General features: G+C 44.0%; 18 protein-coding genes. 6 read left to right on the top strand and 12 right to left on the bottom strand.

Features of this window, described 5'->3' with window-relative positions:
* From WC441_00710 to pilM, 4 genes are read right to left on the bottom strand one after another with little or no spacing between them, the layout of a single operon-like run.
* Positions 1-426, bottom strand: a complete 426-nt coding sequence (locus WC441_00710; protein ID MFA5163029.1) for a hypothetical protein — start codon at positions 424-426, stop codon at positions 1-3.
* Complete coding sequence (locus WC441_00705) at positions 423-1,046, bottom strand: hypothetical protein (protein ID MFA5163028.1); 624 nt, start codon at positions 1,044-1,046, stop codon at positions 423-425. The genes WC441_00710 and WC441_00705 overlap by 4 nt, the downstream gene beginning before the upstream one ends.
* 2 nt (positions 1,047-1,048) lie before the next feature.
* Complete coding sequence (locus WC441_00700) at positions 1,049-1,720, bottom strand: hypothetical protein (protein ID MFA5163027.1); 672 nt, start codon at positions 1,718-1,720, stop codon at positions 1,049-1,051.
* A 23-nt stretch (positions 1,721-1,743) separates the two neighbouring features.
* Positions 1,744-2,793 (bottom strand): type IV pilus assembly protein PilM, encoded by a 1,050-nt coding sequence (pilM, locus tag WC441_00695; GenBank protein MFA5163026.1) that lies wholly within the window; start codon positions 2,791-2,793, stop codon positions 1,744-1,746.
* A gap of 136 nt (positions 2,794-2,929) precedes the next feature.
* Between pilM and WC441_00690 the strand changes: the two genes are divergently transcribed.
* The 6 genes from WC441_00690 (at position 2,930) to WC441_00665 (ending at position 8,535) form a co-directional block, all read left to right on the top strand.
* Positions 2,930-4,168 carry a hypothetical protein gene (locus WC441_00690; protein MFA5163025.1) on the top strand — a complete coding sequence of 413 codons (1,239 nt, stop codon included), beginning with the start codon at positions 2,930-2,932 and terminating at the stop codon, positions 4,166-4,168.
* Positions 4,169-4,247: 79 nt separating this feature from the next.
* The gene (locus WC441_00685; protein ID MFA5163024.1) at positions 4,248-5,012 is read left to right on the top strand and encodes a ComF family protein; all 765 of its coding nucleotides are present in this window, start codon (positions 4,248-4,250) and stop codon (positions 5,010-5,012) included.
* A gap of 240 nt (positions 5,013-5,252) precedes the next feature.
* Positions 5,253-7,067 (top strand): threonine--tRNA ligase, encoded by a 1,815-nt coding sequence (gene thrS, locus WC441_00680; GenBank protein ID MFA5163023.1) that lies wholly within the window; start codon positions 5,253-5,255, stop codon positions 7,065-7,067.
* A gap of 67 nt (positions 7,068-7,134) precedes the next feature.
* Positions 7,135-7,482 carry a hypothetical protein gene (locus WC441_00675; GenBank protein ID MFA5163022.1) on the top strand — a complete coding sequence of 116 codons (348 nt, stop codon included), beginning with the start codon at positions 7,135-7,137 and terminating at the stop codon, positions 7,480-7,482.
* A gap of 2 nt (positions 7,483-7,484) precedes the next feature.
* Positions 7,485-8,006: a hypothetical protein gene (locus WC441_00670; GenBank protein MFA5163021.1), complete on the top strand. Its 522-nt coding sequence runs from the start codon at positions 7,485-7,487 to the stop codon at positions 8,004-8,006.
* A 4-nt stretch (positions 8,007-8,010) separates the two neighbouring features.
* Complete coding sequence (locus WC441_00665; GenBank protein MFA5163020.1) at positions 8,011-8,535, top strand: hypothetical protein; 525 nt, start codon at positions 8,011-8,013, stop codon at positions 8,533-8,535.
* 66 nt (positions 8,536-8,601) lie between these two features.
* Here WC441_00665 and WC441_00660 read toward each other — a convergent pair whose 3' ends face one another.
* The 8 genes from WC441_00660 to WC441_00625 form a co-directional block, all read right to left on the bottom strand.
* Positions 8,602-9,081 carry a hypothetical protein gene (locus tag WC441_00660; protein ID MFA5163019.1) on the bottom strand — a complete coding sequence of 160 codons (480 nt, stop codon included), beginning with the start codon at positions 9,079-9,081 and terminating at the stop codon, positions 8,602-8,604.
* 88 nt (positions 9,082-9,169) lie between these two features.
* Positions 9,170-9,844, bottom strand: a complete 675-nt coding sequence (locus WC441_00655; GenBank protein MFA5163018.1) for a C39 family peptidase — start codon at positions 9,842-9,844, stop codon at positions 9,170-9,172.
* Positions 9,828-10,697 (bottom strand): transporter substrate-binding domain-containing protein, encoded by an 870-nt coding sequence (locus WC441_00650; protein ID MFA5163017.1) that lies wholly within the window; start codon positions 10,695-10,697, stop codon positions 9,828-9,830. Before WC441_00650 ends, WC441_00655 begins: the two co-directional genes overlap by 17 nt.
* A 23-nt stretch (positions 10,698-10,720) precedes the next feature.
* Positions 10,721-11,386: a hypothetical protein gene (locus WC441_00645; protein ID MFA5163016.1), complete on the bottom strand. Its 666-nt coding sequence runs from the start codon at positions 11,384-11,386 to the stop codon at positions 10,721-10,723.
* Between the two features lie 113 nt (positions 11,387-11,499).
* The gene (locus WC441_00640) at positions 11,500-11,763 is read right to left on the bottom strand and encodes a hypothetical protein (GenBank protein MFA5163015.1); all 264 of its coding nucleotides are present in this window, start codon (positions 11,761-11,763) and stop codon (positions 11,500-11,502) included.
* A 144-nt stretch (positions 11,764-11,907) separates the two neighbouring features.
* Positions 11,908-12,207 (bottom strand): hypothetical protein, encoded by a 300-nt coding sequence (locus tag WC441_00635; GenBank protein MFA5163014.1) that lies wholly within the window; start codon positions 12,205-12,207, stop codon positions 11,908-11,910.
* 34 nt (positions 12,208-12,241) lie between these two features.
* Positions 12,242-12,712 carry a hypothetical protein gene (locus WC441_00630; GenBank protein MFA5163013.1) on the bottom strand — a complete coding sequence of 157 codons (471 nt, stop codon included), beginning with the start codon at positions 12,710-12,712 and terminating at the stop codon, positions 12,242-12,244.
* Positions 12,713-12,720: 8 nt separating this feature from the next.
* On the bottom strand, positions 12,721-13,665 hold the full coding sequence (locus WC441_00625) for a hypothetical protein (GenBank protein MFA5163012.1): 945 nt from the start codon (positions 13,663-13,665) through the stop codon (positions 12,721-12,723).
* Positions 13,666-13,669 lie beyond the last annotated feature (4 nt).

Here is a 13,669-nt window from a genome sequence, read left to right as displayed (position 1 = left end):
TTACTTAGTTTTTTTCAAGAATAGATTATTATTGCCGATGTCGACCCTGATCTTAACCGTCTGAGCAGGCTTAGAACTGGAAGCGACCTCTTCCCCGGCGGTCGTGCTGGCTATTTCTTCAGGCCTAGGCTGTTCCAAATCGGTAACGATAACGTCATTAGCGCTTCCTACCTGGCCGAAATTATCATAATCAAAATTAACCACTTGGTTCTTCAAATTCATAAAACGCTTATCTTGCAACAAGCTTAGATCAAGAGCCTGTTGAGCGTTCGTCCGGACCGGGGTATTTAAAATATCGTTTAATCCCCGCAGGCTGCTATTGCTAATCAGATCGAAGGCCCAGGAACGCAAGAAAAACAACAAAACGCCGCCTAAGATTATCAGGCCTAAAAAGATGTATAAGATTATCGGCTTGCGCTGGTTCATAGACTAGGCTTGAAATAATAGGTATACATTTCCAGGTTGGCGGTCTTGGCTCCCAGATCAAAAGAAACATTCTCTACGTCCAATAAGCGATTATTATTCTCTAAAGTGAAGAGCAGATTCTTAAGACCGGCGTAATCGATGGCTCCGATAGAAACAGAAACTGACAGCCGCCCCACACCTTTAGGTAAAACCTGGCTGGCTGGACTGCTACCAGGGCCAGCGTCTTTCGCCGCTACTTCACTGCTGATATTAACCGAGGCCAGCATAAAACCGCTCTTATTGATTATTTCTTCCATTTCCCCGAATAAGCGCTCTTTCACGTATTCGTTCGGCAAGACGGCGTTAACCTTGCGGACATCGCCTAATTGCTTATCTTTAATATCCTCATAAAGAGCCGCCGCGGTCTTTAAACTCTCCAAGCGGCTTTTCTGCTCGCTATAGAGCTTCTCCTGCTGGCTGATATTATCCTTGATAGCGATTATAGTATTATCATACTTAGGCTTGATCAGGAGAAAATAGGAAGCCACAAAAACGACGATGATAAGCATTATCAATAAAGAGTCGAAATGTTCGTTCACGACTTGCATCAAGGGACTGGTTTTTGTAACCTCAGTACGCATAATTATTTTTTGAATATTTCCGGCTTGATTTTGAAATCGATGCCAAAAGTAACTGCTCCAGACTTTACCCGGCCGTCTTTATCCTTGCTCTGGCTGGATTGTCCGCTCAAGACCTCGGCTTCCAGGGTTTCGGGCGCATCTAAAAAAGCCTTGACTTGATAGCTGATATCACTGAAGTTTTTGGTTTCTGCCTGCAAAGAATAGACACCGCTGGTATTGCCGGAAAAGCCTCCGAAAGTAACCGAGTTCAAGGTATGCCGCTCGAGCCAGCTGAAGAAATTCGTCCAATAGATATGGTTGTCTAAGAGAGGCTTCAAGGCGGTCAGTTTGTCTTTGAAAGTCAAGAATTCATCGGCTTGGGTTTTGACTAGTTTTATATCCTGATTAACTTGCTGCAAATCAGCGGCTAAAGCATCAGCCCTTTTATTCTCCTCCTTTTCCCACCAGCTTAAGCTGAAATATATCTCGACAATAAAAAAGAGAGCGATGAGAGCAGATATGCCTAAACGCGAAAAATTGCGCTTCCAATCAAATTCGACATTAGCGCTTTCTTTGATCAAATTAACCTCTAAAACCTTAGGATTTTCCCAGACATTGCCAGTCTTATGGGCATAACTGGCCGGATTACCTTTCAAGAGGTCAATTTTGCTAGTAGCTTTCTTGAAGCTAAACATGTTTTATATAAATTTACCCTTAACTATTCTATTTCCCTGAGGGCCAAGCCGATGGCCACAGCTAGTTTCGGTCCGATTTCCAAGACGACTGGCTTCAGATCGGCCGGATAGCTGACGCGGTTCCAGGGATCACCGATGATTACCTTAGTATTAAGTTTCTGGGCGAAGAAATCGGCTAGATTAAGAAGCAGAGACCCGCCGCCCGATAGGATAATCTTCTCTACCCGACCGGAATTCTGAGATTGAAAAAAATCTAGCATATATTCCATCTCATTAACTATCGGTTGCAAGCTCTGCAAGATCAGTTGGGGCAGAGCTTCACGGCTATCATCATTTAAAGAAAAACTGAGGTCGAATTTAAATTGCTCGGCCTGAGCGAAACTCATGCCTAGATTCTGGCTCAGGAGCTCGGTGATGGTATTGCCGGAAACTTCCAAGCTCCGATTCAAGATCGGGATACTCTCCCTAACGATGGACAGGTCGGTGCTGTTAGCTCCGATTTCTACGATCATGACCGGAGTCTTGTCGCTGCCTAAAAGTGAACGGACGACCGAAAAGGTTTCGGTTTCAATACTGACTAATTCCAATTTGGCTTTCTTAAAGATATCGACATATTTCTTTACCAATTTCTTAGGCGAACCGGTGAGAAACACCCGCACGTTCTTTTTGTCTCCTTGGCCGCTTTCTTCGGGAATTATCTTCCAATCCAAAATCATATCCTCTAAAGGCAGAGGGATTACTTTTTTCGCTTCTTCAACTACGGCCGAGGCCAGATTCTTCTTCTCTACCCCCGACAGATTGATAATCGAGGAAAAGACGGAAAAGGTCGGCAAAGAGGCCACGGCTCGATGGCTGGTAATCCCGGCTTTCTCCCGAATCTTGGTAATAGCGCTCGCCAGGTAATCGACATCATCAATCCGAGTAAACTTCACATCCCCAATGTTTTCTGAAAAGGCGTAGTTATTTAAAAATATCTTCTTGCCCTTGCGCCTTAATTCAACCATCTTAATCGAAGAATCCCCGATATCGATGCCGAGAAAAAAATTGTCCTTAGCTCCAGAAAATAAGCCCATATACTAAAAGAAGACTAATTGAATAAAATTGTCAGATCGCTTTTTATATTATATAATAATTATACTATAAGGCTTCCTAATAAACAACAATCCTGACCTAATTATAGCATAGGAATAAAAAATAAAAAAATCTTCTATGAATTTTTTCGCCCGCTTCAAAAAACTTTTCCTGATTCTGTTTTTTTTGGGCCTGGTTATCTTCTTAGCCTGGCTGCTGTGGCGGACTTTTTTTAGCTCCAGGGCTCCCCAGTTAGCTATCAACCAAACTGCAACTACTAGCCCAGGAAACTTTCCGGTCGCGGGTGAAGGCGATACTAATGTCATCACTCCTGGCTCCGGCGGCTCCCTGCAGCCTGGGGCTAATATACCGACAAACGAGGGTTTAGATAATATCGCGGTCGGCGGATTAACCAAAACCAGGGCGCTAAATGATAGCCCAACCCTAGCTCCCACCCTGGCGAGCGACGGCCAAGCCGTCCAATATTACAACCCGAACGACGGTAAATTCTATCGCATCGATAGCCAGGGACGGGCCGTCGCCATCAGCGATAAAGTCTTCCACAATGTCCAGAAAGTCACCTGGGCACCTGATAAGAATAAAGCCATCCTAGAATACCCTGATAATTCCAAAATCTTTTATGATTTCGACCAAAAAAGGCAGGTCACGATACCTAAGCACTGGCAAGATTTCTCTTTTTCACCCGATAGCCAGCGTCTCAGTTCCAAAAGTCTCGGTCTAGATGTAGAAAATCGCTTTTTGGTAATTTCAGACAGCGATGGGACCAAGGCTCAGGCCCTCGAAGAAATCGGCAATAACGCCGATAAAGTATATCCTTCCTGGTCCCCTAACGGCCAAAGTGTCGCTATGTTCACTCGTGGTCTGGATTTCGATCGTCAAGAAGTATTTTTCGTCGGCTTAAACGGAGAAAATTTCAAATCGACCATCATTGAAGGTCGTGGTTTCAAATCAAGCTGGTCGCCCCAGGGTGATCGGCTCCTCTACAGCGTTTACAGCAGCCGCGACGACATGAACCCAAGCTTGTGGCTGGTTAATGCCCAGGGCGAAGCTATCGGCTCCGGCCGTACCGACCTCGGACTTAATACTTGGGCGAATAAATGCACCTTTGCCGGCAATGACAAGGTTTACTGCGCTGTTCCAGAAAATCTACCCCAAGGTGCGGGCTTATTTCCAGAGTTAGCTGATAGCACTAAAGACGATCTCTATGTAATCGACCTCAAAACCGGACAAAAGAAATTGATCGCCGTGCCCGAATCTTCATATAACATCTCCCAAATAATGGTCTCAAACAATCAGAAAAACCTCTACTTTACCGACAAACAAAGCCAAAAATTATATAAGATCGACCTGCCTTAAGATCGTTTTAGATAAAATTCATCATTACTTTTACTTCCTCTAAAAGCCCGGGTGCTATAATGACCGGGCTTTTTATTTTATGGACTTATTATCTAAAATCCGCCGCTCGATCCTAGACTTTCTGTTTCCGATCGAATGCCTGGCCTGCGGCCGGGCTAAACATTACTTGTGTCAGGATTGCCTGATGAAGCTTAATTTCCTAGGCCGACAAAGCTGCTTGTTTTGTAATAGGACCAGTCCGGCTGGCCAAAGCTGCCCAGACTGCCAAAAACATCACGCTCTAGACGGCGCTTTTATAGCAGGTAATTATCAAGATCCACTCCTCGCCGAGCTGATTAAAAAATTTAAATTTTCTGGGCTGAAATCTTTAGCTGAACCGCTGGGCGCCTTCCTGGTGGCTGCCCTTTCTCATAACGAAGGAGACTGGCCTGAATTCCTGGAAAAAGTGATCCCCCGGGCTATACGGCATAATCCTCTAAAAAATTTCCTCGCTAGCCAACCTCTCTTGATCCCGATTCCAATCAGCGCTAAGCGCCGCGCCTACCGCGGCTATAATCAGAGCGAATTAATAGCCTCCGCCCTACTTAAAGACATGCCTGGTCTTAATTATAGCGATGCTTTAAAAAAAATCCGCCACACGCCAGCCCAATCAAGTCTGCAGGCTAGCCGCCGCTTCGACAATCTAGAAGCTAGTTTCGTCTGGAAGGGGAAAAGCCTGACAGGACTAGGAGTCTTATTGCTCGACGACATTGCTACGACCGGCACCACCCTGGAAGAAGCCGCTAAAACCTTAAAAAGAGCGGGAGCGCTTAAAGTCTGGGGTCTCGCCCTAGCCAAAGGCTAAGTCTTTACAGCCGGCTAATAAAGCTCTATAATAACAATACTTAAAGATTGCTCAGCCCACCAAGCTGAGTTAGCGCTCGCTAAGGCCTAGGCCCCAATTTAAGGAACAATCAATCAAGCGTTTAGCTTCAACAGCTAAAAAACTAGATGGAACCGCGGGATGGGAATCTCGTTCTAGTAATTTAAAGTTTATTTGAATTACCAGAACGAGATTTTTTTAAATCTATAAAACAACAAACATATGAGTAAAGACAAAAAAAACCAGGAGTTCGACCTGATGACCAAACGGCATTCGCTAGCCCATATCCTAGCTTATGCGGTCAGCGAGCTCTACCCTGAAGCTAAATTAGCTATCGGTCCAGCGATCGATAATGGCTTCTATTATGACATCGACTTTGGTGATATCAAGATAGGCGAAGCTGAGCTGAAGGCAATAGAAAAGAAAATGCAGCACTTGGCTAAGCAGGATCTAGCTTTCAGCCGGCGAGAAGAGGCTATCGACCAAGCCCTTACCCATACCCCCAAAGATGATATCTATAAACGGGAGCTGATCAGCGACCTGAAGGATCAGGGCGAAAAGAGCGTCAGCTTCTACGCTTTAGGCAAATTCGAAGACCTGTGTCGCGGTCCCCATGTCGATTCCACCAAAGACATCAAGGCTGGCAGCTTTAAACTACACAAGCTAGCCGGTGCCTACTGGCGTGGAGATGAAAAAAATAAGATGCTAACCCGTATCTATGGCTTAGCTTTTGATAGCAAGGAAGAGTTAGATGAATATTTAAGACTGCTTTTAGAAGCAGAAAAAAGAGACCACCGGCGCTTAGGCAAGGAATTAGACCTATTCCATATTGATGAAATGGTCGGCTTGGGCTTGCCTCTCTGGCACCCCAAAGGAGCTAAATTATGGCGGATAATCGAAGACTTCTGGTATGAGGCTCACGAAGAGGCCGGCTATCAATTAGTCCGCACTCCTCATATCGGCCATAAGAACCTATGGGAGACGTCCGGACATTGGGGCTTCTATAACGACAGCATGTTCCCGCCCCTGGAGGTCGGCCAAAGCCTGAGCGATAACCAAAACCAGGAAAAGGTTAAAGAATCAGAAAATTATCTGCTCAAGCCCATGAATTGTCCCTTCCACGTCAGGATCTACAAACACTCCCTGCATTCATATCGGGATTTCCCGATGCGTTGGGCGGAGTGCGGCACCGTATATCGCTTTGAAAAAAAAGGCGAACTAAGCGGACTGACTAGGGTACGCGGCTTCACCCAGGATGATGCCCATATCATCTGTCGAGCCGACCAGGTAGAAGAAGAGTTAAAACGGGTCGTCGATTTCATCCTCTTTATTTATAAATCCTTCGGCTTCAAACTAGAAGATGCCAAAGTTTACTTGTCTGTCCGTGATCCCCAAAACACTAAATATGCAGGAAGCGAAGCCGGCTGGTCTTTTACGGAACAAGTCTTAGAAAAAGTCGCCCAAGACAAGAAATTAAATTATTCTAAAGACATCGGCGGCGCAGTCTTCTACGGGCCGAAGCTGGACTTCAAGGTAAAAGACGCCCTGGGACGCGAATGGCAATGTTCAACCCTGCAATTCGATTTCAACCTGCCCGAACGCTTTGACATGCAATTCACCAATAACCAAGGGCAAGATGAAGCCCCTTATATGCTGCACCGCGCCCTTTTCGGATCATTCGAAAGGTTTATCGGCTTATTAATCGAGCACTATGCCGGCGCCTTCCCTCTGTGGCTATCACCGACCCAGATCAAGCTGATACCAGTCGGCGAAACCCATATCAGCTACTGCCAAGAATTAGCGGCGGAGCTTAAACAATATGGCCTCAGGGTGGAAATCGACCGCAACAACGAGACAGTGGGTAATAAGATCAGGAAAGCTAGCCAGGAGAAAGACCCTTATATGCTGGTTATCGGAGACCAGGAAGTCGCTTCGCCCCAGCTCCAGGTGAGAGCGCGCGGCCAGCAAGAAACCGAGAGCTTAGACAAGGCTGAATTTATCAAGAGGCTGCTAGCGGAGATAAAGGAAAAGAAGTAAACGGCGAGAATATTCACACTTAAAGCCAAGTGTGTTAAAATATCTCCACTAGCCTTTAAATAAAAATATGAAACTTAAAAATATCTTGGCGGTAATTATCGCTATCATTTTTATCTTTGTCGTCGCCCTACTGGTGGCCCAGAGGCCGAAGATAATTCTCTTCTACAGCAACACCTGCGTCCATTGCCAGAACGTTAAGGATTTTATCGTAGCTAACCAAGTCGATAAAAAAGTAAAATTCCGAGAACTGGAAGTCTCAGAAAATCCTAGCAACGCTAACCTGATGGCCGCTAAAGCTAAAAGCTGCGGCCTTGATACCAGTGTCGGCTTGGGCGTGCCCTTCCTTTTTGACGGCAAAAATTGCCTGAGCGGTGATACGGATATCATTAATTTCTTCCAAGAAAAAATCAAATAATTATGCTTAAAAAATATCTACCTTTTGGGCTTATCTTTTCCTTTATATTCTTATCCCTGGGGCGGCCAGCGGCCGCCATCTGCCCGGTCTGCGTAGTCGCGGTCGGAGCTGGATTAGGGCTATCGGAATATCTAGGCATTGATAATTCGATTGCCGGACTCTGGATTGGCGGCCTGCTAGTCGCCTTAAGCCTATGGACGATTAATTATTTCCAAAGCAAACGTTGGACCTGGGGTAATACTTATCTACGCGATATCAGTATCTTCATCCTCTATTATGCCCTAACGATCTGGCCGCTCTGGTCACAAAACCTAATCGGACAGGCCAGCCAAAAATTATTTGGCATAGATAAACTTATTCTGGGTATCATTGTCGGCAGTTTGCTCTTCGTCTTTAGTAATTTCAGCTACGAATATCTCAAAAAAAGAAACCAGGGCAAGGCTTATTTCCCCTTTCAGAAGGTGGCCATGCCCATCGCTTCCCTGCTTATCTTCAGCTTTATCTTTTATTTTCTAACCGCCTAACAATATGTCAGACATCCTCAAACTCCAAGAGTTCGTCGCCAAGGCTGACCAAAGCAAAAAAGACAACCCTTTAGACCTGTCATCCGATCAGGATTTGAGCATCGCTATTATGAATCTGGTCAGCATCGAAGAACATTTCTTCTTCACCGGTGCCAAGACCGGCAAAAACGAATATTACGACCTGCTCAACGAAGTCCGATCTATGCGCAAAGACCTGCTTAAGCGCCTGATCAAGGAATATGAAGGTGAAGTCTGGTGCATTTCCAAGCATCTCTTAGCCGCCTCCTATCGCTTAATGGAAGTGGGCACTAAAGCCCAGGGCCAAGGCAAGAAAGAAGAAGCCCAGGACCTGTTCCAGAAATCATATGATCTATACTCCCTCTTCTGGGGCCTGAACATGAAAATGATTAACAGCGGCGACCTGAAAAAGATCGATGCGGACGCGATTTCTAAAGAAGATAAAAAGAGGGGGCTAACCGGTAAATTGGGCGATCTGGTGCGCCGGGCCATTAACTGTTGCCTGGAATAATAAAGAAATCAGACTAAATAAAAAAGAGTGCTCTTTGGGAGCGCTCTTTTGTTCTAAAGAACGGGCTTAGTCAACCACGGGAATCTTGTCAGCCACTTGTGGAGGCAAGCCAGGCCAATAACACAGCTTGATTTTCTGGCCGCGGGACAGACTTAATAATTCCAGGGGGATGGTCAGGCGCGTAGGATTAGGGCGATCAGGAATAACATCGATCAAAATCAGATAAGGATGGTTTGGAAATACGTCATCTTCAAATTCCAAGTCTTCACGTTCGCTTACATCCTCCGGCGTTAAGTCCATGGGAAAATTAGGCAGTAACTCAGCTTGTATACCGCCAGACTTGGGATCAGGCTCAAAATCTTCACAAACTAAAGAATCAGGAAAATAGAAGACGAATTCGTTAGGATGGAGTAATTCCCTTAACTCTGGGAATTTGAAGGTCTTGTCCGGCTTAACGCGGGCGCTGTTGATTGCAAAATTGCCAGGAGAAGTTGGAATCAAATCCAAAATCTCGGGCTGGCCGTCAAAAGGAATCATTACTTGCATGGCTACATGTTTTGGTTTATAAAAAGATCGATTTAAGAGATTCTAAGTTGAAAAAATAATTTAACACAAATTTTATAAAAAGCAAAGGCTATTTATCTTTGGCCAGTTCAACCACGATCATTGCCTTCTCCAGCTTCTTGATGGCTTTATGATAACCGGTCGGATAGGCCCTGATGGCATCGAATAAGATTTTTTCCGGATAACGATAGGCGGCGCCGCGCCGCGTGCCAGGATCGTTAGTGATAAATTCCTTCTTGGCCGGATCATAGCCATAGACAAGGATCATGTGCCTTTCCGGACCCGGAGCGGTAAAATACGGATTCTTCAAACGCTGGCCGTTCATGGGCAGAAGTAAGACGTGTCCGGCTGCCAGTTCTGATTTAAGATCGGAAAGCTTAAGGTCTTTGACCAGACGGACCTTTTCGTATTTGAAATAATCTTTAAAGATCCAGGTGATCATATCCGACAAGGCGACATCACGATATTCGCCATATTTTTTCTTCTCAAAGTCGGAAATGGCTAAAAGTTGCTTTTTGGCTTCAGCTTTAGTTGGCGCGGCCTGGCTTTTAACCAGCCACATCGCCATTAAAGACACCGCCTCCTCGCAACCATCTTGCTGTCTTTGGTCGCGCCATTCAGCTAAGGGCGCCTGGGATGTAAAAGGAACGGAACTGACTGCGAAAACACCGGCTGCCAAAACAGTCGGTGCTAAGACAAACGAAATTATGGAAATTAAGACGGCTAGTTTATTTAGCTTCATCATTCTTGAGGTAATAATAAGTATACTTATTCATCAGGTAATTAACTTCGGTCTTCTGCTCGTAAAGAGCTTTAGAAACTTCAGCTAGCTTATCGGCGTAAGGAGACTGGTTAGAAATAGCGATATATATCTTTTGCGTAGTTAAGTTCTCCGGAATAATTTTTATCTTCTCGGCTAAAGATGTGTCCCCGGCTAGAGTCTTCTGGCCGGCATACAAGGAATTGATAAAATAATCGGCTTGGCCATCAGCAACCAGCTTTAAGGCCTCTCTAGAGGTACTGGCTCTTTTGATATCTATTTTATTAGATTTAATCAAGTCATCGAATTCTGGGCCAAAACTATTTCCGATAAGGGCCACTCCTTTCTTGCCAGCAAGACTATCCCAACCCCTATAATTACTCTTCTTGTTTTTAGCGACAAATAAAGAAACCGGAACTTCAGCATAGGGGATGGAAGTAAAGGATAAATACTCCATTGCGTCTTTACTCTGGTCGATACCGACGATTACGTCTACTTCTCCAGTCTTGGCTTTAGTCAGAACCTCCTCCCAATTACCCATGTATTTGAACTCTAGTGGTGATTTCAAATCATCAAAGATCTTTTTAGTGATGTCGACGCCGACACCGGCTAAGCCCTCAGACCCGCTCCGAAAAACGATCGGAGCCAACTCCGGATGGCCGGAAGCAACAAAGACGGTTTTATTCGCTTTTCCCTCCTGCCCTCCTTTGCTAGAAGGCTTGATGAAATTGGCGGCCAGAAGAAGGATGAAAAGTGCCAAGATTACCGATAGCAACAGAAAAGCGCGGCCTAACTGCTTGCTTAGGGGTAACTGGGATTTAAATTGAAAAAATGACATATATTTTAGATTATTATAGATATTTATTTCCTGAAGAAAATGCTAGCCAGCCAGAAAGCGAAGACGATGGCGCTGGCTATGACTAGAGAAGCGAACAAGCCGATAAGGTTAAAATAAGCAGCGATTGGCGGAGCGGCAAAAAACTCCTTCTTTAAAACCGGTAGTTTTTCCAAGCTATCAATAATATCTTGGCTAGAGAAAGATTCCTCTTGACCGAGCATCAAGGTATATTTACCCTTGTTATCCGGGCTATAGACCTTGAGAAAATAGCTACCAGGCTCCAGGTCGACGCTTGCTTCCGGTCCTTGATAATATTTGTCACCAGCAAACTTTTCAAAATATACATCCCAAAGAGGGTCTTCGCTAGCTAAAGAAAAAAGGCTTAGCTCCGGACTGTCATAATTGTTAGAAATTATCTCAGCCGCAAAGTCTTGGCGCTCCTCTCGATTAGCCGGTGACAAAAGGCTGAAATGGAGATTAAGCGGCTCGGCTAGATTGATCTGGTAGTAATCTGGACTTGATTTCAATTCCCCATAGAAATTCTGGGCAATCTGCGGTTCAGCGATCAAAAAGGGTGAGTCCGGATTTAAATCCTGGCTATAGACCAGGCGCAAACGGTGAGCCTTGGCGGGAAAGACTATAAATGAAAGAACTATGAGGATGATGAGTAAAAGTAGTTTCCGATTCATAGGGAAAATTTATCTAGTATAATTATAGCGCAAATCGGGGTTGGATGTAAAACAAAAAGACTGTCATAAAATAAAAAAACCAGTTGTTTAGAGCAACTGGTAGAATTGGCTTGTCAGGAAGCTGGCTCTATCCGGTAAACCGGGGCATTCTGGCTATAGCAGCGATCACGGGTCATCGGGTCACAAAATAACATACGCCAGCCGCCATCGATAAAAGCGAAATCGAACTTTTTCCCTGGAAAAAGCCGGAGACTTTCAATTTTAATCTCTTCCGTCAAAGAGCTGTTTGAGTTGCCCGCGTAACAGATTATAGCTTCATCGATCTTCTCCCCGGCTTCAATAAGATGCACTTTGGCGCCTTTTTGCAGATTAGGCATGGGTCCTCCTTTTTTAATGAAAAAATGTGTAATATTTAGCTTATTATAAAAAACAATAAAATTCAAGTCCAATATTAAAAAATGACTCTGATTAGAGCCATTTAAAATTCACTGATAAGGCAGGGGTTTCCAAATTAAACCTTTCTAGGAAGGGTTGGATGACTTCATGAAGGGTTCACAAATTTTCCAAGCGGATTGCAGTTTAGCTTGAGCTAGAGCTAGATATCTGACCGCTTCTTCCAATTCACCAGCCAATTTATTTCTACGCCTTAAAAGTCGGTCATCATCGGCCTGATGCTTAATATCAATCGCTAATTCTCCGACAAAATCAGCTACTTCGTCATAGGTCATCCGGCCGACATTATGGGCTAATCTCTTTTTGGAACCACGATAACCGATAACATGGCGAGGATGCCTTAAACAAGAGGATTCTTTACTATTCATGATGATTGTTTTAAAAGATCATACTATAATTTGATTATAAGATATTCAGATTGCGTTTGATCGCGGCCTCTAGTTCGTTGGGGGCGTCTGTTCCTATACGATAAATCTTTCCATTTCTCATAACTATTTCCACCGCATCAAAACCCGAGATATTATAAATCCACATATAAGGCCAAAACCAAACTTTTATACCCCATCCATAATACCAGCGATTCTTTACCTTTTTTATCGATGCTATTTCGCTCAGTAGAAATTTTTTCCTAAAGATTCCAGGGCCGAATTTAACCTGAAGCCTATCTCCATTAACGGAACTTGTCAGTGTTGTAAACGAAGCCAGGATCAATATAATAAACGCCATCACGACTGTAAACAGAAAATTGGCGCCAGAATCAATTGAAGGCGCTTCCATCCTGGCCGTAATCTGGGCCCAGGAAAAAAATACCAATACAGCCAAGGTAACGACAATCATCAGATATCCGATTTGCGTATGTTTGTATGAAGTCATAAATATTATTATTTAATCGTCTGGACTATTTCATCAACCGTGGCATCGATGTCAAAAGCTTCCCTTTCACTAACACAGGCCTTGCTTTCTTCTTCATTATAATTGCTGCAATTAGGATAGCGCAAAGTAAAACTAACTTCAACCAACTTATTATCCTTAGCAGTAATATAGATATAGGATGAATATACGCTACCGGCCGCGCCTTCATGTTTCACATTCACGCAGTAACTTCTGTCATCAACCAGTCTCTGAGAAGTTATGTCCGATATACTACTGGCTTCCTGAGGCGTGGTCACACAAGAAAAACTTCCGGTTACTATTTTTACAAGCGGTGGCCAGTTTACAATGCTAATATACTTTGTTAATAGCTCTTTAGGGTACTGAAAGGTTTCTCCACTATCTGTAGTTGCAGTCCGCCAAAGGTCATTCTTATTATCATTAATGTTTTCATTAATTGTCCAGAGTGAATAGTAACAGCTGTAATGTCTATAAACAGCGATTGCGCTTGATCCTGAGGGCGATTTAAAAAGATAAGCAGACCCCAACTGCTCCCTAAACTCATAACCCCTTTCTTTCATGAAAGATTTTATTATCTCCAAATTATCACTTTTAGTGATATATTTATTTTCTTCAACATCCAACTTCACAAGGCCTTGATTTCCAAAAGTTAACTGAGAAATCCCTTTAATTTGTGGCCAAGGATTACCCTCTTGAAAGATTACTTTAGAATAATTATAAATTAGCGCTCCTAAAGCGAAGCTGATAATGGCAATTATTATTGTTTTATTCTTCTTGCCTCGGATCATAATAATCATAGTAGAAATAATGATAATAAGACCGATGCCTTGGAGGCCAGGGCTGTCATCATAGCCGCCGAATATAATAAAGAATATCCCCAACAAGATCATGAGGATTTTCAGGCTCCAATATAAGATTTTGTTTTTTATAGCCATACCG

Source organism: Patescibacteria group bacterium, from assembly GCA_041651355.1.
Taxonomy (GTDB): domain Bacteria; phylum Patescibacteriota; class Patescibacteriia; order Patescibacteriales; family UBA12465; genus JAPLVX01.
This window is presented reverse-complemented; position numbering and strand designations above follow the sequence as displayed.